Origin of the sequence: Streptomyces sp. NPDC058308 (genome assembly GCF_042880275.1) — a bacterium.
Taxonomy (GTDB): domain Bacteria; phylum Actinomycetota; class Actinomycetes; order Streptomycetales; family Streptomycetaceae; genus Streptomyces.
On the sequence record NZ_JBHVZA010000015.1, the window covers coordinates 1 to 23749 of the forward strand.

General features: G+C 67.8%; 24 protein-coding genes and 1 CRISPR repeat array. Of the genes, 18 read left to right on the forward strand and 6 right to left on the reverse strand.

From position 1 onward, the window contains the following. Positions 1-797: 797 nt before the first annotated feature. The 5 genes from ACFVYL_RS20940 to ACFVYL_RS20960 all read left to right on the forward strand — a co-directional run bounded on the left by ACFVYL_RS20940 (position 798) and on the right by ACFVYL_RS20960 (position 4923). Positions 798-1169, forward strand: a complete 372-nt coding sequence (locus ACFVYL_RS20940) for a hypothetical protein (RefSeq protein ID WP_389718215.1) — start codon at positions 798-800, stop codon at positions 1167-1169. A gap of 65 nt (positions 1170-1234) precedes the next feature. Then, a complete protein-coding gene (locus ACFVYL_RS20945) occupies positions 1235-1747 on the forward strand; it encodes a hypothetical protein (RefSeq protein ID WP_389718218.1) in 513 nt (170 codons plus the stop codon). A 116-nt stretch (positions 1748-1863) separates the two neighbouring features. Continuing rightward, the gene (locus ACFVYL_RS20950) at positions 1864-2451 is read left to right on the forward strand and encodes a hypothetical protein (protein ID WP_389718220.1); all 588 of its coding nucleotides are present in this window, start codon (positions 1864-1866) and stop codon (positions 2449-2451) included. A gap of 495 nt (positions 2452-2946) precedes the next feature. Then, complete coding sequence (locus tag ACFVYL_RS20955; RefSeq protein WP_389718223.1) at positions 2947-4152, forward strand: DUF932 domain-containing protein; 1206 nt, start codon at positions 2947-2949, stop codon at positions 4150-4152. 285 nt (positions 4153-4437) lie between these two features. Beyond that, on the forward strand, positions 4438-4923 hold the full coding sequence (locus tag ACFVYL_RS20960) for a hypothetical protein (protein ID WP_389718226.1): 486 nt from the start codon (positions 4438-4440) through the stop codon (positions 4921-4923). A 561-nt stretch (positions 4924-5484) separates the two neighbouring features. Here ACFVYL_RS20960 and ACFVYL_RS20965 read toward each other — a convergent pair. Then, positions 5485-5664, reverse strand: coding sequence for a hypothetical protein (locus ACFVYL_RS20965; RefSeq protein ID WP_389718229.1), 180 nt, complete (start codon positions 5662-5664; stop codon positions 5485-5487). Between the two features lie 251 nt (positions 5665-5915). Then, positions 5916-6497 (reverse strand): SMI1/KNR4 family protein, encoded by a 582-nt coding sequence (locus ACFVYL_RS20970; protein ID WP_389718231.1) that lies wholly within the window; start codon positions 6495-6497, stop codon positions 5916-5918. A 985-nt stretch (positions 6498-7482) separates the two neighbouring features. Between ACFVYL_RS20970 and ACFVYL_RS20975 the strand changes: the two genes are divergently transcribed. The 6 genes from ACFVYL_RS20975 (at position 7483) to ACFVYL_RS21000 (ending at position 13373) form a co-directional block, all read left to right on the forward strand. Further along, a complete protein-coding gene (locus tag ACFVYL_RS20975; protein WP_389718629.1) occupies positions 7483-8358 on the forward strand; it encodes a hypothetical protein in 876 nt (291 codons plus the stop codon). Between the two features lie 237 nt (positions 8359-8595). After that, positions 8596-10065: a ParB/RepB/Spo0J family partition protein gene (locus ACFVYL_RS20980; RefSeq protein WP_389718233.1), complete on the forward strand. Its 1470-nt coding sequence runs from the start codon at positions 8596-8598 to the stop codon at positions 10063-10065. 77 nt (positions 10066-10142) lie between these two features. Beyond that, positions 10143-10517, forward strand: coding sequence for a hypothetical protein (locus tag ACFVYL_RS20985; RefSeq protein ID WP_389718235.1), 375 nt, complete (start codon positions 10143-10145; stop codon positions 10515-10517). Between the two features lie 889 nt (positions 10518-11406). Next, positions 11407-12018, forward strand: a complete 612-nt coding sequence (locus ACFVYL_RS20990; RefSeq protein ID WP_389718238.1) for a cell envelope biogenesis protein OmpA — start codon at positions 11407-11409, stop codon at positions 12016-12018. 31 nt (positions 12019-12049) lie between these two features. Continuing rightward, positions 12050-12790, forward strand: coding sequence for a hypothetical protein (locus ACFVYL_RS20995; RefSeq protein WP_389718241.1), 741 nt, complete (start codon positions 12050-12052; stop codon positions 12788-12790). Positions 12791-12905: 115 nt separating this feature from the next. Further along, complete coding sequence (locus ACFVYL_RS21000) at positions 12906-13373, forward strand: single-stranded DNA-binding protein (RefSeq protein ID WP_389718243.1); 468 nt, start codon at positions 12906-12908, stop codon at positions 13371-13373. A 1265-nt stretch (positions 13374-14638) separates the two neighbouring features. Here the strand turns inward: ACFVYL_RS21000 and ACFVYL_RS21005 are convergent. Both ACFVYL_RS21005 and ACFVYL_RS21010 read right to left on the reverse strand, forming a co-directional pair. Then, positions 14639-15613, reverse strand: a complete 975-nt coding sequence (locus tag ACFVYL_RS21005) for a hypothetical protein (RefSeq protein WP_389718245.1) — start codon at positions 15611-15613, stop codon at positions 14639-14641. A gap of 363 nt (positions 15614-15976) precedes the next feature. Further along, positions 15977-16135 carry a hypothetical protein gene (locus ACFVYL_RS21010; protein ID WP_389718247.1) on the reverse strand — a complete coding sequence of 53 codons (159 nt, stop codon included), beginning with the start codon at positions 16133-16135 and terminating at the stop codon, positions 15977-15979. An 86-nt stretch (positions 16136-16221) separates the two neighbouring features. On the opposite strand from ACFVYL_RS21010, the gene ACFVYL_RS21015 reads away from it, so the two are divergent. The 3 genes from ACFVYL_RS21015 (at position 16222) to ACFVYL_RS21025 (ending at position 18268) form a co-directional block, all read left to right on the forward strand. Then, the gene (locus ACFVYL_RS21015) at positions 16222-16887 is read left to right on the forward strand and encodes a hypothetical protein (protein ID WP_389718250.1); all 666 of its coding nucleotides are present in this window, start codon (positions 16222-16224) and stop codon (positions 16885-16887) included. A 169-nt stretch (positions 16888-17056) separates the two neighbouring features. Then, positions 17057-17398 (forward strand): hypothetical protein, encoded by a 342-nt coding sequence (locus tag ACFVYL_RS21020; protein ID WP_389718252.1) that lies wholly within the window; start codon positions 17057-17059, stop codon positions 17396-17398. A 126-nt stretch (positions 17399-17524) separates the two neighbouring features. Then, on the forward strand, positions 17525-18268 hold the full coding sequence (locus ACFVYL_RS21025) for a hypothetical protein (protein WP_389718254.1): 744 nt from the start codon (positions 17525-17527) through the stop codon (positions 18266-18268). Between the two features lie 190 nt (positions 18269-18458). On the opposite strand, the gene ACFVYL_RS21030 is transcribed toward ACFVYL_RS21025, so the two are convergent. After that, positions 18459-18947 carry a hydrolase gene (locus ACFVYL_RS21030; RefSeq protein ID WP_389718256.1) on the reverse strand — a complete coding sequence of 163 codons (489 nt, stop codon included), beginning with the start codon at positions 18945-18947 and terminating at the stop codon, positions 18459-18461. Positions 18948-19480: 533 nt separating this feature from the next. On the opposite strand from ACFVYL_RS21030, the gene ACFVYL_RS21035 reads away from it, so the two are divergent. Next, a complete protein-coding gene (locus ACFVYL_RS21035; RefSeq protein ID WP_389718259.1) occupies positions 19481-20353 on the forward strand; it encodes a replication-relaxation family protein in 873 nt (290 codons plus the stop codon). Between the two features lie 395 nt (positions 20354-20748). After that, positions 20749-21387: a CRISPR direct-repeat array (repeat unit 29 nt; unit sequence GTGCTCCCCGCACCCGCGGGGATGGTCCC). 186 nt (positions 21388-21573) lie between these two features. Continuing rightward, on the forward strand, positions 21574-21792 hold the full coding sequence (locus ACFVYL_RS21040; RefSeq protein ID WP_389718260.1) for a hypothetical protein: 219 nt from the start codon (positions 21574-21576) through the stop codon (positions 21790-21792). A 64-nt stretch (positions 21793-21856) separates the two neighbouring features. Here ACFVYL_RS21040 and ACFVYL_RS21045 read toward each other — a convergent pair whose 3' ends face one another. Then, positions 21857-22582, reverse strand: a complete 726-nt coding sequence (locus tag ACFVYL_RS21045) for a nucleotidyltransferase domain-containing protein (protein WP_389718262.1) — start codon at positions 22580-22582, stop codon at positions 21857-21859. A gap of 116 nt (positions 22583-22698) precedes the next feature. Between ACFVYL_RS21045 and ACFVYL_RS21050 the strand changes: the two genes are divergently transcribed. Together ACFVYL_RS21050 and ACFVYL_RS21055 are read left to right on the forward strand one after the other, a co-directional pair. Then, positions 22699-22923 (forward strand): hypothetical protein, encoded by a 225-nt coding sequence (locus tag ACFVYL_RS21050; protein WP_389718264.1) that lies wholly within the window; start codon positions 22699-22701, stop codon positions 22921-22923. 107 nt (positions 22924-23030) lie between these two features. Then, on the forward strand, positions 23031-23579 hold the full coding sequence (locus ACFVYL_RS21055) for an HAD domain-containing protein (RefSeq protein WP_389718267.1): 549 nt from the start codon (positions 23031-23033) through the stop codon (positions 23577-23579). Positions 23580-23749: the final 170 nt, after the last annotated feature.

A 23749-nucleotide genomic window follows, 5' to 3' on the forward strand; every position in this document is an offset into this window, starting at 1 on the left:
GCTCTGCCTCCGGCAGCCGAATACTCCGCTGCCTCCGGCAGCTTCGTTTCGCGCGTCTCCGCGCGAATTGCCCGCCTCCGGCGGGGAGTTGAGTATAGGACTCCGTCCTATACTCGCCTTTTCGACCTCCGGTCGAATGCGTGCCGCTGGCACGCTGAATTGCCTGTGTTTATTGACGGGTTGATGTTGAGTGTACGGGTGGGTATTCCATACCTCTTGAGCCTACCCCTTTCCAATTCTTGGAAAGGGGTAGGGGGCTGACGGTTTTTCCGGGAAGGAAAGCAACTCCCGGAAAACCTAAGGGAGTTGCTCCTCCGGAGCGCCCCTAGCGGGGCCGTGCCTCCGGCCCGGCCCCGAGCGGTCCGGCAGAGGCGGTGAGTGGGCCCCTGAGGCTCCTCCGGAGCCCTGGGGTACCGGGGCCCGTTCCTCTCGGAACGGGTTACTACGCCAGAGCGGAGGGGCTCCGACGCTCACCTGCCAAACCCCGCCCCTGGTCCCCGAGGTCACCGTGTCGTCCGCACCCGCCCACCATCACTCAACGGGCGCGGGAGAGGGGGCAGCAGAGGGGATGTCAGCAGCCCGGCCACGCCCGAATGCCCCGCCGACCTGCAACGCCTTCCATGGTCCGTACAGGCCCCCGCAACATCTGTAGCAACGGGTATCGCAACACCGTGGCGCAACATCCAGTGCAGCCCGTAGTGCGACATGGGTTCCCTTCAGCCGGTAGAGACACTAATATTTGAAGTTCCGAGGGAGGCGACCCCCGGAAACCGCAAGGGACCGACGAAGGGGAAGACGTGGAGATCCAGATCTCTGACGGAATTGTCAGGCGGGTGCGCGGAGGTAAGGACGCACCCATGAACAGCCTTGCAATCCAGGCCCGTACTGTCGCGAACTTCCTGCCTCTGCTGTGCCAGCGCGCGGGAGCGAAGATCGTGCACAACTCCGACGCGAATTACACCGGAATTCGCTTCGACACCAAGGTTGGCCCGGTTGTGCTGGAGATACCGACAGGTGACGGCTCTTACCGGCTCGTGCACGAATTCATCGAGCCGGACGAGAACGGGCGCACCGAAGTTGAGATGCGGCGATTCCCGCAGATCTACAAGCCCCAAGGAATCGCGCACATCACGGCTGAGTTCCTCCAGTCGCGCGGTTTCCTGAAGTAGTCCGCGCGGGGGCACCTCGGGCGGGGTGCCCCCGCCCGGCATCACAGAGAAGGGAAAGGGGAGCAATGGAGAACACGCGGATTGCAGAGCAGGCCGAGGAAGCCGGAGCGCCGCTCACGGACGCCGAGCAGGAGCAGGCCCGTTACGCTCTGCGGCAACTCGCCCGCAGCGGGTGCGGCCTGGACGCCCTGAAGGTGCCGCAAGAGCAGTTGGACATGGTTCAGCCGTTCTTCGCACTGGGGTGGGCCCTGGGGGTGCGTACCGGTCATACCGGTCCCGCTCTGGCCGATGTGCCGGTAGACCGCGCTACGGTCGCGCACGCATTCCTCATGCTGCTATGTGGGCGGGTGCTGCCGCAGCACACCGGGCCCGTGGTGTGGCAGAAGGTCAGGTATCACGGCAGTCTGACGCAGCGTCACGGGGCCTACTGGGTACATGCGGTTCACGCGCACGCCGACCCGTGTGGTGAGGCCCCTGATTTGCGCTATGACCTGTGTGACTTGCGTGGGGTCGAGGTGGTCACGAACGTGCGGCGCAGGAGTCTTACGCCGCTGCCTGAGTTCCGCGCTCTGGTCTAAGTGTGCAGGTCAGGGGGTGGGTTCACCCATCGGCAAGAAACACTATTATTGAAGTTGTTCGGGGGCGGCGGCTCCGCCCCCGAACCCGCAGAGACCAACGTCGAAGGGGACGGCAAGTGGCAGACCAGGAAGCCCGGCAGATGCTGCCGGAGGTACAGAAGTACATCGAGACCATCGAAGCGGCCACCACGGCCCGCACGGCAGCCGTCGGGGCTGCACGCGCGAAGTACCTGGAGCCGGACAGCCGCAACGAGGTCACTCAGACCCAGCACAGCGCCTATGGCAAGGAGGTCGATGAGGCCTATGCGGTGAGCGCGCAGGCCCGGGAAGCCGCATGGGAGGCCCTCAAGGCGTCCGGTGATCCGCTGGTGCAGTGGATAGCCGAGAACTGCGCGGATTATCGGGACGAGGCCCAGCACATCCTGGCTCTCCTTCCCGCCACCGCCGACGAAATGGATGATCTCGCGAACACACGGGACTGGTGCGGCGTCTGGGGAGAATTCCGGCTGCGTGCGATTGATGCCGGAGTCATGCCCGGCATCTGCCCCCCGAGCCCTGCCAGGAAAGCGCTCTTCGAGCAGATCGACCAGGAAAGCTGCTGCGGCATGAAGCCGAGCGCGCAGCGACGCATCGGCAAGGCCCTGGACGCCCTGATCCAGGAAGTCCAGGCAGCTGAGGCCAGCACCACAGAGGCCCCGGCGTGACCAAGACGGGTCACAAGCCGCCTGAGTCCGAGTAGCAGCAACGCCGAGCCGCCGCGCCCTGTTTCCCCACCCCGGCAGGGCGCGGCACCCGGCAGGTCTGCTGTCGGACGGGGTGCTGTCCTGGCTGGCAGCCGCATTTCGCCCTCGGCAGGCGCCGGGGTCGAGAGGCGCGAACAGTGGAGCCGCGGGCCGCAGTGAGGGCGGCCGGGAGTGCAACAGCAGAAGTGCCCGGCCGTTCGGGGCCGCCGCTCACCGCCCCCCGGCCTGTGCCGGCGGTCGAGCCCACCGCCTCCGGAGAGCAGCGGTGCTGGCGTTCAGGGGCGCCGCTACCCACCCGCACGCGCCTGCCGCCCTGTCTTCGTCAGTGCCTGCTGAGACCGTAAACCGCCAGTTCAGGGGTGGGTTCACCCCTCCCGGAAACACACTAATATTGAAGTTTCTGGAGGGCGGTGGCCCCGCCCCCCGGCCCGCAGAAACCATCGTCGAAGGGGAACCGTGAGCATCACCGACGTCAACACCGCATTCGCCGCCGAGAAGACCGCACAGGTCGAAGCCGTCCGCGAACAAGAGCGCGCCTTGCGGGCTCGTGTGGACCGGGGTGAGGTCCGCATGGTCGGGACCGACCGGTACGAAGTCCTCACCGGCTGGGACCGGGGCGAGACGTTCACCGTCTCGCGCAACACCGAGGGGCAGATTCAGCAGATCATCGCCAACCACGGGCTCGACACGCAGGCGGACGGCACCATCGCCCTGTACACGTCCACCCCGGCCTGGCACGGCCTCGGACAGATCATCCCCGCAGGCACCACAGACATTGACGAGGTGCTGCATCTGTCCGGGCTCGACTTCGAGGTCACCACGGTGCCCGCCCTGTACGAGTGGCAGGGTGAGAGGCGCGAGCACGCCGACCAACAGCACACCGTGCGCGCCGACACCGGCACCGCTCTCGGCGCAGTCGGCTCCCGGTACACGCCGATCCAGAACCGGGCAGGGTTCGTGTTCCTTCAGGAACTAGTGAGCCGCTATGACGTGGTGTGGGAGTCCGCCGGACTGCTGCGCGGCGGGAAGCGCGTGTTCGTCTCCATCCGTCTCCCGGAGGCGATCACCGTGGACGCCGAGGGCATCAACGACATCGTGGTCCCCTACATCGCCGTCATGAACGACCACTCCGGCAACGGCCAGTTCCAATGCGTCGTCACCCCGTGGCGCCCCGTCTGCGCCAACACCGAACGGTTCGCCGTCCGCGACGCCGTCACCCGCTGGGCCGTCCGGCACACCGCAGGAGCCACCAGCCAGATCAAGGAAGCCCGCCGCACCCTGGGGCTCTCCTCCCAGTACTTCGAACGGTTCGCCGACGAGGAAACCGCCCTGGCCCGCACGGACATCGCCATCGCCGACTTCCACCAGGCGATTGCCGACCTGTGGCCTCTCGACGAGGACGCCTCCAGCCGGAAGCGGACCAATCACGCCACCCGGCTGGAGGCCCTCGACGACGTGTTCCGCACCGAGAGCGACCGCACCGGACGGACCGCCTACGCGGCCGAGCGCGCCATCACCGGCTACCTCGACCATGTCGCCCCCAGGCGCCCGCCGCAGTCCATGACCGAGGAAATCGCACGCGCCACGGCCGTACTCGAAGGCGCCGACGACGAGATCAAGAGCAAGGCCCACCGGCGCATGCTCCAACTCCGCACCCGATGACCCCCGAAACCGGCAACCTCAGCTGACAGACCCCCGTGCGGGCCGGGAACCTTCCCCGAGCCCGACCCGTACGGGCCCCCTCCCCCACCCACGCACAGCGCGGAGCGCGCGTTGCCGCCCGACCAAGGGGCGCGGAGCGCCCCCACCCTTGCCGCATAGCGGCAGCACGCCGCATCTGCGGAGCAGACTGTGCGCCACCGCGGCCCCCCATCGTGCCCAGAGGTGCAGTGCGGTCGGCCTCCGGCGCCCACCGCCCCGCCCCTCCCCGCAAGGAGCCTCTGCCTCATGCCCGCAAGCCCAGGACTCGCCCACCCCGGAGACGACGCCATCACGGCCGCCATGAGCCGCACCCTGACCGCCCTGACCGCCGTGTTCCAGGCACTCGGCGACGGCGAACACACGCTCAACCTCGTAGCCGAGCGGAGCGACGACGCGTTCGTCACGGGCCGAACCGATCTCTCCACCACCACCGAGCCGATCAGCCTTGCCGTACTGGATGTGGACGAGTTCTGCGTCCTGCACGCGTTACTGGTGTTCGCCCTGGAGGGCACCACCATACGCAGCGCCGTCCTGGTCGCCACCACGGCCGCCGAACCCAACCCCCGCGCGTGCGGCTGGACGATACGGCGCGGGTGGCTGCACCCCATGGACACCGCCGACCTCCAACACGCTGTCACCCCGTGCCCCGGCGTCGCCGCTGTACAGCGCGAGGTCTATGGCGCCCCGATCCTGCCACTCCCCGACACCGGTAAGGAGGACCCCCGTTCCTGACGCGCCCGCCATCGCCCCTGCGCCCACGGGCCACGACGGCATCCACGCCCTGCAGCCCTCGCGGGAAGGACGGACGGCCAACGAGGCCAGCGCCCCCATCGCTGGGGCCAGTTCAGCGCCGTACGCGCCTGTCTCGGCCCCGTGAGCGCCTCCCAGACCACTGCCCCCGATGACGCCCTTCCGCGGCTCGCCCGGAGCAGCCTGACCTCTACCCCGGCCACTGCACCGGCTATCCCCCGGTGACGGTGTATCCGCCGAAACCGCTGCTGGACACCCCCGTCGGACAAGCCGGCCCAGACACTCACCGCCGTCATGCGAGCCTGCGCCGGCCTTGTCCGCGCCGCGACGGCCTGCCCGACATCCTCAACGCTTCCCGGCAGCCCACACCCCTGCCCTGCTGCGCTTCCTCACCTGGTCATCCGCGCACGCCCAGGCTGGAGCCGCCCGCTATGAGAACCCATCTTTGAACTTGCTGAAGTGGTTCCGTCAGCTGCGATAGAGCCCAACCCCCCACGTTTCGCGGGAGGTTGGGTCCTGCCAGTGATGCTGGGCGTGGTGGGGCTAGGATCTGTGCGGCTTCTTCGGCCCCGTCAGGAAGGCGGCCGCGAGGAGCACCGGCCCGGCCAGAGCGTAGACGTTCCACCATGCCGACGTGTCCGCTCCCACGTACATGGCCACGCTGAACACCAATCCCACGGCCTGCGAGGCTGCAACCGCCGCAAGAACACCCGGCAGCTTCATGTCCTCCCCTTTCTCGGTCGTACGACTCTGACACGAAGCACTGACATCGAGCCACAAGCCTCACGGCTTCGCCTCGCCGGTTTGAAGATGGGTTCTGAGAGCCCATCCTCAAACCCTTGTTGATCTCGTACACGCGTCACGGTGATGGGCGCGGTCCCCGCTGAGCCCTGCGTTCGCAGTTGCCCAGTACTGGGCTTTGCGGAGAGCTTTCGGGTGCTCCAAGCGCTATGGCCGTCGTAGCAGCCTGAGCATCAGAACTCCCAGTCCAGTTCATCCTCATCGACCGCGACAGGCAGGTAACCGTCCACTGACTCGCCAGTCTCCAGAGCCGTAGCTGTCGCATTCAGGAGAGACGGAAGCGACTCCCACATGGGGTGGCGTGAAAAGGAGCATCCTGTTTCATGATCGGCATCGCCGATCCTTCCCCGGCGACCGTAGGGGCGCTGATCGATGACGAGGTAATCTCCTGCACCGTCAAAGGCGAAGGGGATCCACTGGGCATGCCACCACGGCCCGTACTCCCCGCCCGGATCGCCTTCCTCTGCACCCGCTAGCTCGTCTCCATAGATCTTCATGCGTGTCTGCCAGGCCCTCGCGATGCCCTGCACATCGAGCAGAGACCAGAACGGCGGCAGCAGGTCGTAGTGGCCCATGCCGTTGTGCCGCAGCAAGGACTCCACCAACGGCTCGGGGAATGACTGTCCGACGGCCTGTTCAGCCACAGCAATTGCCGAGCGCTCCGCCGGGGGTTCAAGGGCAGCAAACGTTCGAGGTGCGTGCAGGGCGAGCCAAGCCTCTATACGGATCCACGACTCGGATATCGACGAAGTCATCCTGGGATCGTGCCAGTTCGATGCGTCGCTGAACGGAAGGATTCGAGACGGGTTCTGAGCGGAAAGACCGCCCCGCCGTGAGCGCCTGGTGGACCGCCGCGCGATGGCTCCCCCCTTCCCCGCACTCGGTCCTGCTGCTGATGCTGTCCGACCTCTCGTATTCGCTGGCCCCCACCATCGACATCAAGCAGCGGCGGGGCCCCTATTTCCTCGCCGAGGCCGCCCATGAGCACGAGCGCACCCAACGTGCCGAGGGCGAGGCCGCTTCCCTGCGCGCCCGGCAAGGCACCCACACACGCGGCCGCCACCGAGCCCTGGACGGCGCCAACTGGCACCGAGCCGCCGCAGACAAGCCGAGGAATCCGCAGGTCAGGGGGCAGGTTCACAACCACCCAAAAGACACTAGTATTTGTAGTAAGAGAGATGGAAGAGGGGCTTCGTCCGCGTCAACACCGAGGGCGGCAGCCACGACCACCACACCCTGAGCGCACGGCATTCCATGACCGCGCGCAGCTGCCCCGTCTGATGCCGCCCCTGCACACCCGGCCGCCCTGGCCGCCCCTGACCGGCCGCCAGACCGACGCACGAACGCACAAGGGAGCGCACCTTGGCAACCTTCGACCACATCACTCACGAGCGCTGTGACCAGTTGGGCCGCGCCCTCACGGCGGCCGGTCTGTCCTGGACAGACAACGGCCGTCAAGACAACCCGGCGCTCCTGGCCTACACCGCTACCGACACTCACGGGCGCGAGTGGTGCATCAGCCCGGCCACCAGCAACCAGATCATCCCGTCCCGCCCCGCGAGTATCTGGCAGGCCCGGCACGCCGAGCTGATGCACCGGACGCCGCCCATGTCCGCACGGGCAGTCATCGACCACATCCGTAACTTCCCGCCGCCCCGGACCTCCGAGCACCGCCAGGACGAGGCCCTCACCGACCGAGCGTGCGCGCGGCAAGGCCCTGCACGCAGCGACCGCCAGACCATGCGGCGCGCCCTGCGGCGCGAGATCGCCGGAACCATAGGCCTGCTTGCCGACGAACGCGATTTCCGTGCCATGCGGTGTTATGGGAGTTTCGCCTTCGACGACTATGCGACCTACTGGAAGGCGGTCGAGGAACTTCTCACGGCGCGTACCTCCCGGGGCATCTACACCGTGGTGGCTCTCTTCGACCCGCAGGAGTACGCCGACTTCTGCACCGACGCCGGCCTGGACCCCGACACCCCCTCCAGCCGGACTCGCTTCACCGCCGACGTCGCCGTCACGGGCCCGGCCCTCCCGTATGAGGGCCAGCCGCTGTCCGAGCTCGTCCCTGCCTTGATCGACGAGGCGGTCCGCCAAGCCACCTGGGAGTACGCCTCCACCGCCTTGGCCCGCTTCGGCGACTGCGCCTCCTGCGGCGAGGACATCGGCCGGGCCGCCTTGGTCCGCGCCTCGGACCTCCTCTCCCGCATCCTCGACACGGCCCGGCCGGGCCGCCAGCACCTCGTCTGCAGCATCAGGGTGGCAGCGGCACCCGCCCCCCTCGCTTCCGCCCTCCACGCGGACACCGGCACCGACGGGACCACATCACTCGAGGAGACCGAAGTCCTCGAATTCACCACGGTTCTCGCCCTCGGCCTCGCGGCGCAGAGCCCGGGCGGACTCGTCATGCGCACCACCACCCCAAACACCGCCGACCAGGTCTACGGCTGGCAGCTTCACGGGGGAAGCCTCGAATCCCTTACGGCAGGTGAGGTCTTCGACGCGTACTGCACCGACGTCGATTCCGGCGCTCCCATCCCTCCGGAACCGGCCGTCGACTACTGCGCAGCGCCCGATCTCGGGCGGGAATACCCAGAGCCGGGGCACCCTCACTAAAGGGCCTCCGGAGCACGTTCCACTGGTCACTGCGCCGTGCCGCCGCAGAGCGCACTGGCGGCCGCCTTCCTGCCCGGCCGCTGTGCAGAGCACGCAGGCATTCACTTCCAGGAAGCCGCGTTTTCGCAGGTCAGAGGGCGTCTGGCCGTCCCGCCAAAAAACACTAATATTGAAATTGAAGTGAGGGGGCAACCCTCTCAGCCCTCTCGCCGCTCAGGCAAGGAGAAGGAGAGTCCCATGGCCACCGCCGTCTCGACCCCGGCCGACATCCCGGACACACACGAGGAGGACGTGTCGCAGACCGTCTGCCTCGACCCGGCGCTGATCCTGCGTGACGAGCAGAACGCCCGCGAACACGACACCGAGCCGGACCAGGAGCTCATCGCCTCCGTCAAGGAGATCGGCGTCCAGGACCCCATCAGTGTCAGGCCCCTGCCCGACGGCACCTACGGTGCCTTCAAGGGCTGGCGGCGCACACAGGCGCAGCAGATCGCCAACACCACCGCCGAAGAGGACGGCCGCCCCTTCCGCAGAATCAAGGCGTACGTGCGCGACGACCTAGTCGGCCAGGACGGCTGGACGCGGTTCCTGTCCCTGGTCGAGAACAAGCACCGCGAAGGGATGAGCGAGCGCGACATCCTGCGGTCCCAGGAACTGTCCCTGATCGACATGAGCGACGTCGAGCGGCACAAGGCCGCAAAGGCCCTTGGCGTGGGCCGCGATGCCGCCACACACGCCAAGGCGGCGCAGAGGCTCGACGACGCCGCGCTGCGCCGGGTGGCGGCCGCAGGCATGGACCTAGAGCAGACCGCCCAGCTCGCCGAGGTCGAGTCCGTCACCGGTGCGGAGCGCCGTCTGCTTACCGCTCTCCAGCGTGACCAGGAGGAGGGCCAGGGCGGGCGCGGGCACTGGGACCAGGAACTGGCCCTGCTGCGCGCCGAGCAGGACCACCTCGCCGAGCGCAAGCAGGTCCTGCAGGAGCTGGAAGAGGAGAAGATCCCGGTACTGCGGGCGGCTTCGTGGGGAGAAAAGGACCCCTCCACGCCGCTGTCCCAGCTCACCACCGGTCTGGGGAACCCTCTCACCGAGGAGAACCACCGCCGGTGCCCCAGTCACAGCGCCCGGCTGGACGAGGAGAACAGGCCGGTCTGGTACTGCGCCTACCCCGCCGAGCACGGGCACAAGGTGCGGCCGCGGCCCAAGCAGCCCCGCACGCAGGAGGACGAGAAGAGGGCGGAGGAGCGCCGCAAGGTCATCACCTGCAACCGGGCGTGGAAGGCCGCCGTGGGACCGCGCCGTGAGTTCGTCACCCGGCTCGTGCGCATGAGGGCCCTGCCGGATGCGGCCCGTGTCTTCGCGCAGAACGTTCTTCTCACCCTTCCCTGCTTCTACAGCTCCTGGACGGACAAGCACGAGTTCGAGACCGTCGCGCGCTTTCTGGGGGCCAAGCAGCCCCAGAACGCCGACCCGGCACAGACAGCGGCGCAGCTACCCAAGACGCGTGTGGTGAACGCCCTGTTCGCGCATGTCGCCGCTGCGTGCGAGTACGACCTCCGCGAGCCCAAGACCTGGTCACACCTCACCGCGCGGCAGGCCCGCTACCTGCTGCTCCTGGAGTCGCTCGGCCAGAGCGACAACGGCAGCTACCGGCTGTCGGAGGTCGAGAGCCAGGCCGTGTCCAGCCACCGACCCGACGCCGCCGCCTGACCGCCTTGCCCAGCCCATCCGGGCACGCCCCGTGCCCAACGATCTCCCACCCCCATCCCCCAGAAAGGCTCACCAACATGCCCATCACCATGGCCCAAGTGCGGGATTTCATCAGCCAGTTACCCGACGCGGCAGCCGTCGCACAGGTCCAGGAAGCCACCGCGAAGCGGCTCGGCGAGATCGATAGGGACGCGTATGCGGGCGTCGTGTCCGGGCGAGGGGCCCGCATCAACGACTCCCTGCGCCCAGCCTTCCTGCGCGGCCTCACCGGCACCGTGCAGGAACGCAACTCCCGTACCCACAGCCGCACAGGCTTCCTGCTGGACGAGGAGTCCACCCGCATCCTGCGCACCAACCCGCTCAACAACCGCTATCGCGTCCCCGACGACACCAAGCGCTTCCGGATCCCGGGCGGTGTGCCCCTCGCGTGCCTGGACGTGAACGAGGACTGACCACTCTGCACGGCGCCGCCCGGGCAACAGGGCGGCGCCTGCCAGACCCCGCAGACCAACCAGCCAGACCCTTCACCGCACATGAAAGACGGTCATGACCGACCAGCAGCAGACATCAGCCCCCCGACCCAGACAGCGAAGCCTGCTACCGCCCACTGAAACTCACCGCGCTGCACCACCTGCCCCTCACGGGCTCCGCGGCGGTGCCGGGGGGCCGCGCAAGCTGATCGCGCATGGCACCCCCGGGCACCGCCGTACCCGCGCCACTGTCCCGCCCGGCGGCGCCATCACCCACGGGGCAAAGCGGCCCGCAACGGCGGCCTCACCCCGTGACACCAGACTCCCGTCACCGCGGGCAGACTTCCTGGCCCCGCCCCGTGAAAGCGATGACACCGCCATGCCCGCCCCAGAACAAGGCCCCAGGGAAGAAGCTCAGGCCCCGGTGCGGGCCATCAGCGCCAGCCTCGACAACGGCCGGTAGGACTGCGAACCTGCCCGGCCCCCCCCGGCCTGCACTTGCCGTTGCCCTTGGTCAGCACTGAGGAGTACCAGTGCTCCGCTCGTGCTCCTGGACGACCGCAGCTACACCGACTTCGCGCTCCGCCACATGCCCTACCGCCCGGGCCTGATCATCGTGCTGGTCGATCCGGACGATGTCACGCTCTCTCCCCAGGCCGCGGCCATCGGCGCCGAGGCCGTCATCCGGGCTGGAGACAACCTCAGCTGGCTGCACCTGCCTCTGCACGACGCACCCGGCTGCCGCTACACCCGCTGGGACGCTCCTGGCCAACGGCCCCGCCGGCCCTGCCCCGCTCCCCCACCGGCAGTGGAGGCACAGGGGCCCAGACCCCGTCGCTCCCCCATTCCCGCACTCAGAAAGAAATGACCGATGCACGCGATACCCCAACGCTGTGCCCACCGGCCGCTGGCGGGCGGGCTGGTGGTGCCGTACGTGACCCTGATCCACGACGGCCACGCAGTCTTCGGCGTCCTCGACGCCGACAAAACCTTCACCGCCTTCCGGCAACGCCTGTGCCAGATCTGCGAACACCCTCTGGACGAACGGTGCTTCCTGCTCACCCGCCCGGCCGACATCCTCAAGGCCTGCTCCCCGGAACCGGCGCTGCACCCCGAGTGCCTGCCGTACACCGCCGCGCACTGCCCGATGCTGAACGGCACCGCCACGCACTACCGCCGCAGCCCGGTGCTGGCCAGCCATCGGGCAGGACGGCTCTGTACCGATCCGTCCTGCCCCTGCCCGCCCCTCACCTCGGACACGGGCCACGCCGCCCGCAGCGGCAGCCGCGCCGACCGCTACGAGGCCTGGATGATCCACACACGGAACTACCGGCTGGTCTCGCTGCCCGAGCAGCCGGATGTGCCCTCCGGTATCAGCCTCGACGTTCCCGTCCTGCGCCAGCGCGTCCTGCGCACCGCGCCCCTCACGCCCGATCAGCAACACCTGAGGGACCTGTGGAACGCCCTCATGAACGAGTCCTGACCGCCCCTGAACCGCACCCAAGGAGACTGCCATGCTGATCAAACCGGACCCGACCACACCCGAAGGAGAGGCCATCCTTGGCCTGGCCGACCTGCTGGACGGCCTCCAGGAGCGCACCGGCGAATGGCCCGGTGCGGATGCCTGCACCATCCTCGAAAGGTGGCTGCGCCGCTTCAGCTTCGAGAGCACAGGAGACTTCCCCCAGGAGGCAACCGGCCGCGCATGGGTACTGCGCCAGTGGGCCCGGCACGACGATGAGGTGACGCTCTGGTCCGACAAAGCCTCTGCCCTGGCCGCGCTCGCGCATGATGTGCGCAAATCCTGGGACCATGTGGGCGGCATGGACGGTGTGCCGTACCGGCCTCCTGCCGACGACCAGGCGGCCGTCGACCTCTACTACGGCCCGGCGAAGAGCCGCGAGGACAAGGGCTACACGCTGTACGCCGCCGACATCTCCCGCCACGTGCGCACACCGCTCCGTCTCAGCCTCTCGGACGCCGAGGCCTGCGCGGAGAAGAACAGCTCGGCGGTCTTCCACCCGATGGAGGGACCCGAGGGCGAAGGCCTTCCCTGTATCGAGATCGCGGGCATCCTCGTGTTCGCCTACCTCGACGCCGACCGCAGGGCCCTACGAGTCTCCGTTCACCTGGACACCACCGACGAGCAGTTGGTGCGATCCGACGGCACCGTCCCGATGCAAGTGGAGATCGAGGACACCACGGTCTTCGACAGCCTCACCCCGGCGCCGGCCCCGGTCGAGCCGACCGGATGAAAGGCCTGGATCCGGCGGCTCGCCCGCCGTCCCGCACTCTGCGACGGCAGAGAACACCGGCAGGGGGTTAACCCCCGCCCGTAAAACACTATTATTCATAGTCAGAGGTGTTTGCATGGCTCCATCCGTCACTCACGTGAGCGGCACCGTCGTCGGTGACGTGGAAGTCCGCTTCACTCAAAACGGCATCGCCGTCTGCCGGTTCCGTCTCACCGAGACCCCCACCCAGTGGGACACCGCCGCACAGAAGTGGCGAGACCTGGACCCGATTCCCTACATCTGCACCGCCTGGCGGGACCTGGCCAGCAACGCCGCTGAATCGCTCGTCGAGGGGGTCAACGTCCTGGCCAAGGGGCGCACCACCGCGATCAAGGACGGCTCCATCTACCTGAGCGTCGACGACCTCGGCATCAGCCTGCGCAGGCGCATCGCCTACACCGAGACCAGCCTGCCCAGCCCGATCGCCGCCCGCCCGGTCACCGCGCCCCCGCCGCCTCAGCCCGTCACCGTGTCCTTGGAGCCCGGGCGACCGGGCAGCCCACCGGCCTGGTGGCAGGAGAGGCAGGCCTCCCACTGGCACTAGCCGGCCGCCCTCCACAGCAGCCGCCAACGGCACTCCCCCCCTTCCCGTCGGCCGCTGGCCACTCTCCCCTTCGCCCGCCCCGGCGCGGCACCGGTTCACCTGCCGGTGCCGCGCCCTGCCGAAAGGCCGGCCATCACGCCCGCACACACCCTGTCCGAACGAGCCGCGCAGGGTGTTGCGGCTGACCGGCGCCCCGAAGACATCCGTCATGCGAGCCCCGGCCCGCCCCGCAAGCCGAGGCCGGCCGCGATGAGCGTTGATCGCAGCCGTTCCGTTCGCCGGCCAAACCAGCGGGTGAGCCCCGGCACCTGCTCGACGAAAGTCTTGCGCGGGCAAGAGCTTTCCGCGCAGACGAACCGAGCGCACTCCCAATGCCATCACGACGGACTTACCCACCGTCGCCAGATCATGCGGAAACCGCAGACAGGAACCATGTTGCCGCCCCGGCGGGCTCCCGCGGCCCGGGCAGGTCGCCTGCCGGGCAGTGCTCAGGTCCTTCACCAGAACGACCAAGCCGCTCTTCTCAACCGACTACACCGACACGACAGCCGCCGTTCTTCACAGACGTCGAGTGGGCCCGCGGCCGTCGGCCCCTGTGGGAAATCCTGCCGTCCATACCTCCACCCCGGAAACCGCCGCGCGCGCGGTAGTCCGCGCTTCGCGGCGCTGCGCACGACGAAGGGCCCCATCAGATGTGACGGGGCCCTACAGGCTGCTCATCTGGCTACTAGCCGGTGGGGTGCGCGGGTACCGCCCTGGAAGGCCGACGACGCTCCCCGCGACGGGGCCGCCGACAGGCCGGGGTCTGCCCCTCGGGCTTCGGGCCCGGGCAGGGAGCTCGCAGGCGGCTGGGCCGTACAGGATCATGGTCAGCTGAGAAGCGCCCGGCTCCAATGACAGAGCCGGGCCCCTGTTCGGCACACTGAAATACGCACGGCCCGGCTACCGGTACTCCGGATCAGCGTCGCAGTTTCTTTTTGGCCCAGAGCGACCCGATTACCATGCCGAGAACGGCCATATAAGTCGTAAGTGGGCCGTCCTTGGCGAGGAGGCCGGGCAGCGCCACCACCCCGATGATCAGGATCCACCCGCAGCCGACAACTGCCAGGTCGGCCGGGTCCGGGCGACCTCTTGCTTGCCTTCGCACCCGGCTCCCTCCATCGGCGCAACCTTTCGTCCCACTGCATCCGCAGGTTAGCAGGGGCTTGCCGCACGGGTGATGCGGCGCCAACTCAGGCCCTTTCTCGCCTCACTCATCAGCCGCGTCAGGCGCAGTGGATGCCCTTGGTGGCTGAGTGCACGTTGTGCTTGCCCCAATATCCGTTGCCGTTCCGCAGCGTGGCGTTGGCTATGTCTGCGCGGTATATCCATTTGGACGTTGTGAGCTTGCTGCAGTTGAAGCTCAGGAGCAGGGGGAAGGTCTTGCCCTGCTCGTTGGTGTAGGCCTTGACGTCTTTACTCTTCCACACGCCGAGACCGTGGTACTGACGCAGGACGGCGGTGAAGTTGCCCTTGCCCTTCTGGTCGCAGCTCATCGAGGCGTCGGCCTGGATGTGCTTGGCGCCTCCGTGCGTGAAGGGTTTCGTGAGGTACAGCTGGCAGTGGGGCTTGGCCCGCAGGGCCATGGCAGAGGCGATTGCAATGCGGCCCGGCTGCTGGACATCGATGGCGGTCGCCCACTCTGTGAGCTTCTCAACGGTGAACGAAGCGGCCCCAGCGGCGGCAGGAGCTTCCCACGTCGTCAACTGGCCAGCCTTGGAAAGCGTGGCCACCATGAGCCCGTCACTGCCTTGGGCGGTCATGAGCTGGCTTCCGTTAGGGAGCGTGGCGCGATGCGTCTCATCGCCCTCGGAGGCGATGACGGACTCAGGCACATCTCCCTTGACCGTCACCCGGGTGACGATCAGGGAGCGGGTGTAGTCCTTGTCACCGATGGTGAATCGCAGGGTCTGACCGACCTCTTCGTAGTTCTCCTTGGCAGGCCCCTGATGGAGTTCGAGCCCTGTCGTGTTCACGAGCAGGTCCGCGAACTCTTCGACCTCCGCACCCTCGGCAGCAGTGGCTTCTCCCTTTGGGAGCATGGACCTAGGGTCCGTCCCTCCCTCGTTGTCATACGTGGTGGCATCGACGATCTGCGGACCGTCCGCTGAGTCGGCGTGGCTTGCGGACATAGTGCCCATCGCTACGACAGCGGCAGCTAGCGTTACGAAGGACAGACGGCCGGCGGTGCGCGCACGCATCGGTTCCCCCTCTGGTGAAGTTGGTTGGGATCCCTTGCAGGGATGCGGATCGACAGCTCTGGACGTGGTCAGGTGATCAGAGCCGCGATCTTTCACACGGGACTGTAAGAGGGATCTCTGCAGGTCAGCCAGGCGCCAAGATCATTTGGCCAAATGCGTTCACGGCTCTCCCCGGTTGGCACGCGTCCCAACCTCCGAGCCGGTTAGACGAGTTGAGAACCGTGCCGGCTCACACTTCGACCTAACCACACAAGCGGATTGTCTGATTCCGACCCCTTCGAGAGGAACCGGCTGTCGCGCAGATCGCTTGAGCGTGAATAGCGCTGTCAGCTCTGGAGTGAACGCCCGGAGGCTGAGACGGGCTCAGCAAGTGGACCGGTACGGCACGTCGGGGATGTACGCCTTCCAGTCGCGGCGGGACAGCCCCATGCTCGTGCGGGCGCAGACGTCGGAGGCCGAGGCCACCTGCTGCGGTGCGACGCGGTAGCGCTGAAGGGGGACGCGCTCGCCCGCTGCGTACACGGTGGCGCTGTCCGGGGCGAACGCGAGGGTGATCTGCCGGTCGCCGAGGGTGGAAGCGCGGCTCCCAGAGCCTGGTGAGCCGCTGCATGACCAAGCGTGGCTCCCACTATGAGGCACCTCCCGTCTATGCCACGGCCTCGATAGACGTCGGCTCAGGCCCGGCGCAGTTCGGCATCGAGACCCTCGACCCGCCAAACTCCGCCGACCGGCCTGGCACGCTGCCCGCAGAACGACCCCGTGGAAAGGCATTCGGCCAAGCACTCTGCGGAGACCCGCAACGCAGGATCTCCGCCCGCAACAAGGAGATCAGCGTGAGTCGGCCCGCCACAGGCTGTGTGGCTGACGCCGAGCGGCGGCTCCTGGGCACGGGTGGGCCGCGACGCGCTCTCACTCTGAAGCTGCGGCTCGACCAAGGGGAGCGCGACGCACTGCGCACGCTGGGGAAGGATTCCGCATTCCACGGAGCGACGGCACCCTGGCGTTCCTGCATGCGGCAGGCGGGATTCACCACCGCGAAAGACCCCCAGCGGCTCGCACAGGCGCTACACCCGGACACCCCTCTCGCCGAACAACCCGCAGCCCGTGCCGACGTGACTTGCAAGCACGCCACCGGCTACCTGGAGCGCGTATACGCCAGGCTCGCCGTGCTGCAACAGCGCTGGCTCGACGCCAACCCACAGTCGGCGGTCGAATGGCGCTCCCTGCGCCAGTGGGAGGGCGAGGTTGCTACCAAGGTACTGAAGGCCGGGTGACGTTTCGGGCGGTGGCCGCGCGGGATTGTCCAGGTGGCCGGAAGGGCTACCGGTCGCCACCGGCCTCACTGAGGGAACCCGAGCTGGCTCGGGGCAGCGGCCACGCCATATACGAGGGCTGCCGCTGACCACCACACCAACCTTCGCTCCCATCCGGGAGGCATACTCAATGATGATGACGACCCAGCGGATCCTCGACCTTGTTGCGGCGGCAGCGGCCAGCCTCGACGAGGACCTGGTGCTGCTCCTGCACGAGGCAAACGAGCTGTACCAGCAGGGACTGCAGGATCTGCACCGGAGTACGGCAGCGCGCCTCGGCGGGCTGGCCACTGCGGAGCTGTTGGCCGCCGCAGACACGGCCGGTATGCCCTGTGCTGCATCGCAGGACCGCAACGAGGTGATCCTGCTTCTGGCCATGACCGAGTGGGAGATGACGCCGGCCGCCATGGCGTACGCGGAAATGGCGGAGGACGCCGCACGGCGCGGCGTGTGCTTGATCCCTGAGGATTGAGCCATGAGCACGGCCGTCCGGGAGAAACCCTGAACTGCGGACTGGACCCCCCACCGGAACTCCTGCCATTATTTGTTTTGTGGGCCGGGCAGGCCGGCCCACTCCTGACAGAACGGTGGTTCTGCCATGGCCTCGCGCCGTGAGCCTCGTCTGGCCGACGCTGCCGAGATCGCGGCTGAACAAGGCCTGACGCCCGCGCGCATCAGCGGCCTGTACGCCGAGCGCGCGGAAAACGCGGCTGGCGTGCCGTTTCCCGAGGTTGCGGACATGCGCGGCCGCGCCCGTCTGTGGGATCACGCGAAGGTCACCGAGTGGTTCGCCCACCGCAAGCCGGCAAGGCTCCAGGAACACTCACCGCCCGCCCGCGACCCGCAGGAACTGCTGAACGCGGCGGATGCATCACGATTCCTCGGCTACAAGAACCCCAACCAGGTCACCACCTTCGTCCGCGACCACCCGGGGTATTTCCCCGACCCGGACGTCGTCGAAGAGTTGGGCACGGCCGAGAACCCCTACCGCCGGCAGCTGTGGCGTGTGCAGACCCTGCTGGACTGGATGGCCACCCGGCCAGGCCGCGGAAGACGAACGACAAGCAAAGCGGCGCCGCCCCTGCCCGACGTTCCCGTCGACGGCGATCCCGACGAGCTTCTGGGGGCAACGGCGGCGGCCTCCTTGCTGGGATACAAGACTGTCGGCTCCTTCTCCAGCAGTCTTTCCCGGGGCAACCTGCCGCTGCTGAAAACGACGGACGCAGTCGCCGAGAACGCCGGGCGCCAGAACGGGCGCCGACGGTGGACGCGCCGGCGCATCCTGGAGCAGGCCGCCCAGCGCAAGGTCCAGAAGGTGAAATCCCGCGGTGAGCTCGTCTAGCTCACCGCCTCAAAGACGCGACAGCCGGTTACGGGCGTTGGTCCCTTGCGGGCCGGCTGTCGCACGATGGCCGGCATGGCGTGGTTCGCCACCACGCCCCGCAGCAGCAGATGCTGCTGCGGACCGGCCATCGCTGTCCGGTCAGTGAACCTGGGCGGTCTCAGTCTTTCTGAGGCATCTAGCCCGTGCCTTAGATCGACTGGCACTGGACAACCCGCTTGGCACCGCGTCGGACGCTGTAGCGCTCTCGTGCGGTGAAGTCCGCCGGACCCCACACCGTCGGGTGCCCGGCTTCCGCGCGCAGGTGCAGGATCGCGTCGTCCCCAGCGCATACGGCGACATGAGCGCCGTATGCGCTGGCAGTGGCGTTGGAAAGGAGCAGGTCGAGGTGCTGCGCGACCGGCCCGTGGACCGTGGCCTTTGTGTCACTCCAGAGTCCTGCGGAGCGCAGGGCCGGAGGGGCCAGGCCAAAGTGTCTGAGCACCTCGTATGCGAACAGTTGGCGGTTGGCGCCGGCCGTAAGGCTCGGCTGAGCGGCCACAGCGGCAGCGCCTGGGAAACGCGAACGGTCATACGGGAAGGTCCAGAACTCTGCCGGAAGACTGGTGTGAATCGGGCCCATCTCGCCATCGTGGCCCGCGCGCAATCGGATCGAGCCATGTTCGGTGAGGTCGGTCAACCTCCACTGCGGCAGGACACCGGCCGCCTCAGATGGAGTGAGACGCCTACCCATTCGCCGTCTCACTCCATCTGGGGGTATCGCAGGTCGCAGCGTTGCGATGCCTCAAATCCATGAGACGGGACAATCGCCTTCATCCCTCGCGAGTTCGGCCAGAACGTCTCCTGATATGCCCTGGGCCCCGGCGCGCTCCGTCCCGACCTGCGCCTTCCTGCCTGCGCCCCCGCCTCGCCGTTCCGCAGCTGCAGCCAGGCCAAGCCCGCGTCTGCCGTCGCCATCCTGCAACTTGGTGGTCGGGGGTACGTGCCTGCAGTGGTGACAGCGTGTCTTGTTCGTGACCGTGGCCGGGCCCTGGTGGTCGAGGACCTGGTCGGGGTTCTCGGGTTTCCTCCCCCACAGGCGAGCATGACGCCGGCGGGGCTCAGATCCTCACGGCCCTGGTGCACAAGCCTGAACAGACGCCCCTCGGCCGGACGAGCGAGCTTTGACAAGGTCTCCTCACGGCCGGGCGGTGCTGTGAGGAAGGGATCCCTATGACCGGTGAACCGCTACGCCACCAGGTGCTGGCGGCGCTCGCCCAGCACCGCATTGCCACCACGAACCAGCTGCACCAGATGCTCCGGCCCGAGGGCACCCGGCAGTTGATCTCCCGCGTCGTGGCCAGATTGCGTGTCGAGGGATTCGTCGACTTTACGGTGCTGCCCAGCGCATCCCGGTCGCATCCCCGTGCCTGGCATCTCACCGATCAGGGTGGCCACCTGGTCCGGGGCCTGCCCGTCCTCCGGGGGCGCCAGCCCTACACCATCGCTTCGACAGCAGCAGCATCGATGAAAACACCGCACACGCTCACCGTCGTACGGACCCATCTGGTCTTCAGCGCAGAGGCCCGCCGACGCAGCCATGAGCATGGTCCCTGGGACTGGACTCCTGAGGTCTCGCACTCCATCGGCGAGGGCGACCGCCTGGTAGCCGACGCCGTCATGCACTACACCCTCCTCGAAGACACCCAACGGCGAAAGCTGCGCGCCTTCGTGGAAGTCGACCGCACCACCATGAGCAGCGAGCGCCTGGCCACGAAACTGATCGATTACGCACGGCTCTATCACTACGACGCGCAGCCCGCAGGCCACCGCAGAGCACCCGCCGCAGCCGGACCGGGCTGGCTACGCTGGTATCCGGTCTTCCCACGGGTGCTGTTCGTACTGACCAACGCCTCCCGCACCCGACTGGCCAGCCGGATCAGTGATCTGCAAGAGATGGTTGCCCAGCACCAGCTCGTCGCTGCACTGAGCCGCACAGTCCCGCTCGGCGCGGCCATCCTGGAAGACCTCGAGGAGCACGGGCCCGCCAGCAACGTATGGGCGCCATTGAGCGGCGGCAGTCCCCGGCCCTGGGCCGCCCTGTGAAAACCGGTGGCCGGTGATCGGCTTGACTACGCAACCGCCCTGCAGACACCGTTCGTCGGCAACCAGGCGGACGACCGGTCCAGTGCGGCTACACCGCACTGGTGCTGTCGCGGCGGGCCATGAGCACGGCGCACACCTCATCGGCGGTGAGCGTGGAGGGTGAGTAGGAGACCACCTGGCACCGCCCTGTGCCCTCTACGCTGGCTTGGTGCTCCCCGCCAGCCACGCAGCAGTTCCGCGCAAACACGCTTCTGCGCGGACAGCACGTTCCGGCATCACGCATACTCAACATACAAATACCCACCCCTCGTTCGACCCGTATGACCTTTATGGCCGAATCAGCGAAAGTGCTCGAAATCAGCTCTCGGCAGTAACAAACCTGCAGGTCGCGGAGCGTGCTCCCCGCACCCGCGGGGATGGTCCCTCCCGTGGCCGCGCCCACAGTTCAGACGGCGAGTGCTCCCCGCACCCGCGGGGATGGTCCCGGGGCGCCGCCCAGCGACAGGGGCAGAGAACGGTGCTCCCCGCACCCGCGGGGATGGTCCCAAGATGGCCATCATCCGCATGGGCCACCTTTGGTGCTCCCCGCACCCGCGGGGATGGTCCCTACCGTCTGATCTCTAACGCACCACTACGAACGTGCTCCCCGCACCCGCGGGGAGGGTCCCTTCGACTGCGCCATGCGGTTATCGCGGACCCGGTGCTCCCCGCACCCGCGGGGATGGCCCCACCGGTACGGTCGCCGACCACCGTCTGAAGCCGTGCTCCCCGCACCCGCGGGGATGGTCCCTGGAGCGGTGGACCCGGATCCGGCCCCCCGACGTGCTCCCCGCACCCGCGGGGATGGTCCCGCCGCGGACGGCGAGCCGGGCGGCACGACGTCGTGCTCCCCGCACCCGCGGGGATGGTCCCGTGAGCGCCCGCGCTACCGCGCCGTGGAATCGGTGCTCCCCGCACCCGCGGGGATGGTCCCGAGGCGACGGCGGCCGGTGTCTACACGATCGCGTGCTCCCCGCACCTGCAGGGATGGCCCGACGCGATCCGGTGCTTGAGCAGCAGTCGGCGAGCGGCGCGGAGAGCGGTACTCCGTTACCCAGCGGACCCCTGCCTCGCAGGTCGAGGCGGGGCTCCTGGTTGTAAGGCCCTCAACATCACACACACTCACCGAGGACAGCGCATTCTGGGAATGGGCCGGCCTGGAGATCCTGCGACACGGCGGCATGCGCGTCGAAGAGCTCTGCGAGCTCACCCGCCTGAGCATCCACCAGTATCGGCGCCCGAACAACGAGGTCATCGCCCCGTCCAAGAGCGAGCGCGAGTGCGTCATCCCGGTGTCCGCGGACCTGTTCCACGCGGTCGCCCAGATCATCCGCCGCCTCACCCTCGAGGGTCGGCCGGTCCGCCTACTCAACCGCTACGACCCGCACGAGAAGACCTAGTACGGAGAGCGGAAAGTGGACGGGGGATGTGGGTGATGTTGGATAGGCCAGGCTGCCAGGCGAATCAGGTGCGCCAGCAGTGTGCGTAACCTTCCCGCAGTGGTCCACCAAGCAGGTCGAGCACCTGCGCGGCGGCCGCAGCCAATGGGGCGGGGTCGGCGTGTTCGGCCACGGTCTGATGGCCGTTCAACAGGGCCTTGCCTCGTTCTGGGTCGGCGCTCAGCAGTCTGCGGGGCAGCCATTTGCCGATGCCAGTCCAGGCGCTGTGGTAGGCAGTGAGAAGGTGTGTTGCCTCGCGCAGAATGAAGTCGGCGAGGGAGAGCTGTTCGTACCGATTGGTCGGCGGGGTGTCGACCAAGTCGTCCATGAAGCAGGTGAGGCCGTAGCGGCCTCGTTCCCATTCCGCTGGGGTGAGCGGAGGCGGGCCGACCGCGAGCATCGCTCGGGCCTGTTCACACGTCCGGGAAAGATGGCCCTGGGGGTCCATCAAGGGCAGCCCCTGGTCATAGATGAACAGGACCGTGCCACGACGACGGGCTCTGTCCCACTCGAAGAATTCCGGCACGTCCGCAAGGGTGTTCAGGAACAGCTCGGCCAGGCGGCCCTCGTGGCGTATCACCTCACGACGGGTGGTGTCCGAGTCCGGCAGGAGGACGGCCACGTCGAGATCACTCGTCGGATTGGCACGACCCTGGGCAGCCGAGCCTCCCAGCATGGCGCCCAGGGCGTGTGGGAAGTGAGTTGTGACCAAGCGCAGAGCTTGGGCGGCAGGGGTTTCTTGATCATTCATGGACACTCATCGTGCCAGCCCAGGGATGCCCGCTCCAGAGATCGGGGCCACACCCTGTTCCCTAGTTCAGAGAAGCCTGTGTCAGATGTCCCCTACTTCTCGTTGCCCCGGCCCCGTTGCCTCGTCTTCAGGAGATCCACGCCAACCGCATCGACGGCCTCCAGGAGGCCAAGGACCAGGGCTGGCTCGGCGAGGTCGCCGCCATCGAGACCACCGTGGCCGCCGCCGCGCAGAAGCTGGAGGAAATGCGCGACCGTGCAGCGCAGCCCTCCACCGTTCATCTCGGCATGCCCGACTTCCGCCGCGATGCCGGACAAAGCAGTGCCGGGTTCAAAAGCTGATCTCCGACAGGAGCCCGCTCTTCGGCTCGCGAAGAGCGGGCCCGCTGCCGCTTGGCGATCCTGCTCATCGACTCGGGACTATCACGTCGAGCCGCTATCGTGCGGCAGTGACCGGTTCTGCGCAGCCTCCACTGCTCTTCCTCGATGTCGACGGACCTCTCATTCCCTTCAGAGCGACGCCGCAGCAGTACCCAAACGGCTATCCGACCTACCCGGTCCCCGAACCGCAGGGGACCAACGGGAATCCGTTGCTGGCCAGGATCAATCCACGGCACGGGCCCCGGTTGGCGGCGCTGCCGTGCGATCTGGTCTGGGCCACGACATGGATGGCCGATGCGAACGAACACATAGCTGCGCGGATTGGCCTGCCGCGGTTGGCAGTTGTGCTTTGGCCGGAGTCGCCCGACCAAGAAGAGCAGGACGAGCGAGACGGACTGCACTGGAAGACCCGCGCCCTCGTCGACTGGGCTGCCGGACGCTCATTCACATGGGTCGACGATGAGATCACCGACACCGATCGCGCCTGGGTATCCGCGCACCATCCAGGACATGCTCTGCTCCATCGCGTCGACCCCCGCCTGGGCCTCACCGAATCGGACTTCGTCACCCTCGACGATTGGTTGCGCAGGACTCATCCTGGGCCGCGATCACGCTGATGACCAGGCGCATCACCCGCCGGCCCTCCCGCAGGAGCGGACAGCCCACATCCCGCGAGGCCAACCGGCACTGATCGTTCTCAAGTTTACGGTGGGCAATACCACCCGGACCGGCCCAGGCTCCCGGCCGGGAGTCCACTTTCCCACGAACTCCCTTGATCCCGCAGACA

Excerpts from the sequence above, each read along its gene's own strand:
- ACFVYL_RS20985 (WP_389718235.1), top strand. The coding sequence starts at position 10,143 with ATGCCCATCACCATGGCCCAAGTGCGGGATTTCATCAGCCAGTTACCC.
- ACFVYL_RS21035 (WP_389718259.1), top strand. The coding sequence starts at position 19,481 with ATGACCGGTGAACCGCTACGCCACCAGGTGCTGGCGGCGCTCGCCCAG.
- ACFVYL_RS20970 (WP_389718231.1), bottom strand. The coding sequence starts at position 6,497 with ATGACTTCGTCGATATCCGAGTCGTGGATCCGTATAGAGGCTTGGCTC.
- ACFVYL_RS20945 (WP_389718218.1), top strand. The coding sequence starts at position 1,235 with ATGGAGAACACGCGGATTGCAGAGCAGGCCGAGGAAGCCGGAGCGCCG.
- ACFVYL_RS20980 (WP_389718233.1), top strand. The coding sequence starts at position 8,596 with ATGGCCACCGCCGTCTCGACCCCGGCCGACATCCCGGACACACACGAG.
- ACFVYL_RS21000 (WP_389718243.1), top strand. The coding sequence starts at position 12,906 with ATGGCTCCATCCGTCACTCACGTGAGCGGCACCGTCGTCGGTGACGTG.
- ACFVYL_RS21020 (WP_389718252.1), top strand. The coding sequence starts at position 17,057 with ATGATGATGACGACCCAGCGGATCCTCGACCTTGTTGCGGCGGCAGCG.
- ACFVYL_RS20965 (WP_389718229.1), bottom strand. The coding sequence starts at position 5,664 with ATGAAGCTGCCGGGTGTTCTTGCGGCGGTTGCAGCCTCGCAGGCCGTG.
- ACFVYL_RS21040 (WP_389718260.1), top strand. The coding sequence starts at position 21,574 with ATGCGCGTCGAAGAGCTCTGCGAGCTCACCCGCCTGAGCATCCACCAG.
- ACFVYL_RS21005 (WP_389718245.1), bottom strand. The coding sequence starts at position 15,613 with ATGCGTGCGCGCACCGCCGGCCGTCTGTCCTTCGTAACGCTAGCTGCC.
- ACFVYL_RS21015 (WP_389718250.1), top strand. The coding sequence starts at position 16,222 with ATGACCAAGCGTGGCTCCCACTATGAGGCACCTCCCGTCTATGCCACG.
- ACFVYL_RS20995 (WP_389718241.1), top strand. The coding sequence starts at position 12,050 with ATGCTGATCAAACCGGACCCGACCACACCCGAAGGAGAGGCCATCCTT.
- ACFVYL_RS20990 (WP_389718238.1), top strand. The coding sequence starts at position 11,407 with ATGCACGCGATACCCCAACGCTGTGCCCACCGGCCGCTGGCGGGCGGG.
- ACFVYL_RS21045 (WP_389718262.1), bottom strand. The coding sequence starts at position 22,582 with ATGAATGATCAAGAAACCCCTGCCGCCCAAGCTCTGCGCTTGGTCACA.
- ACFVYL_RS20960 (WP_389718226.1), top strand. The coding sequence starts at position 4,438 with ATGCCCGCAAGCCCAGGACTCGCCCACCCCGGAGACGACGCCATCACG.
- ACFVYL_RS20975 (WP_389718629.1), top strand. The coding sequence starts at position 7,483 with ATGCGGCGCGCCCTGCGGCGCGAGATCGCCGGAACCATAGGCCTGCTT.
- ACFVYL_RS21025 (WP_389718254.1), top strand. The coding sequence starts at position 17,525 with ATGGCCTCGCGCCGTGAGCCTCGTCTGGCCGACGCTGCCGAGATCGCG.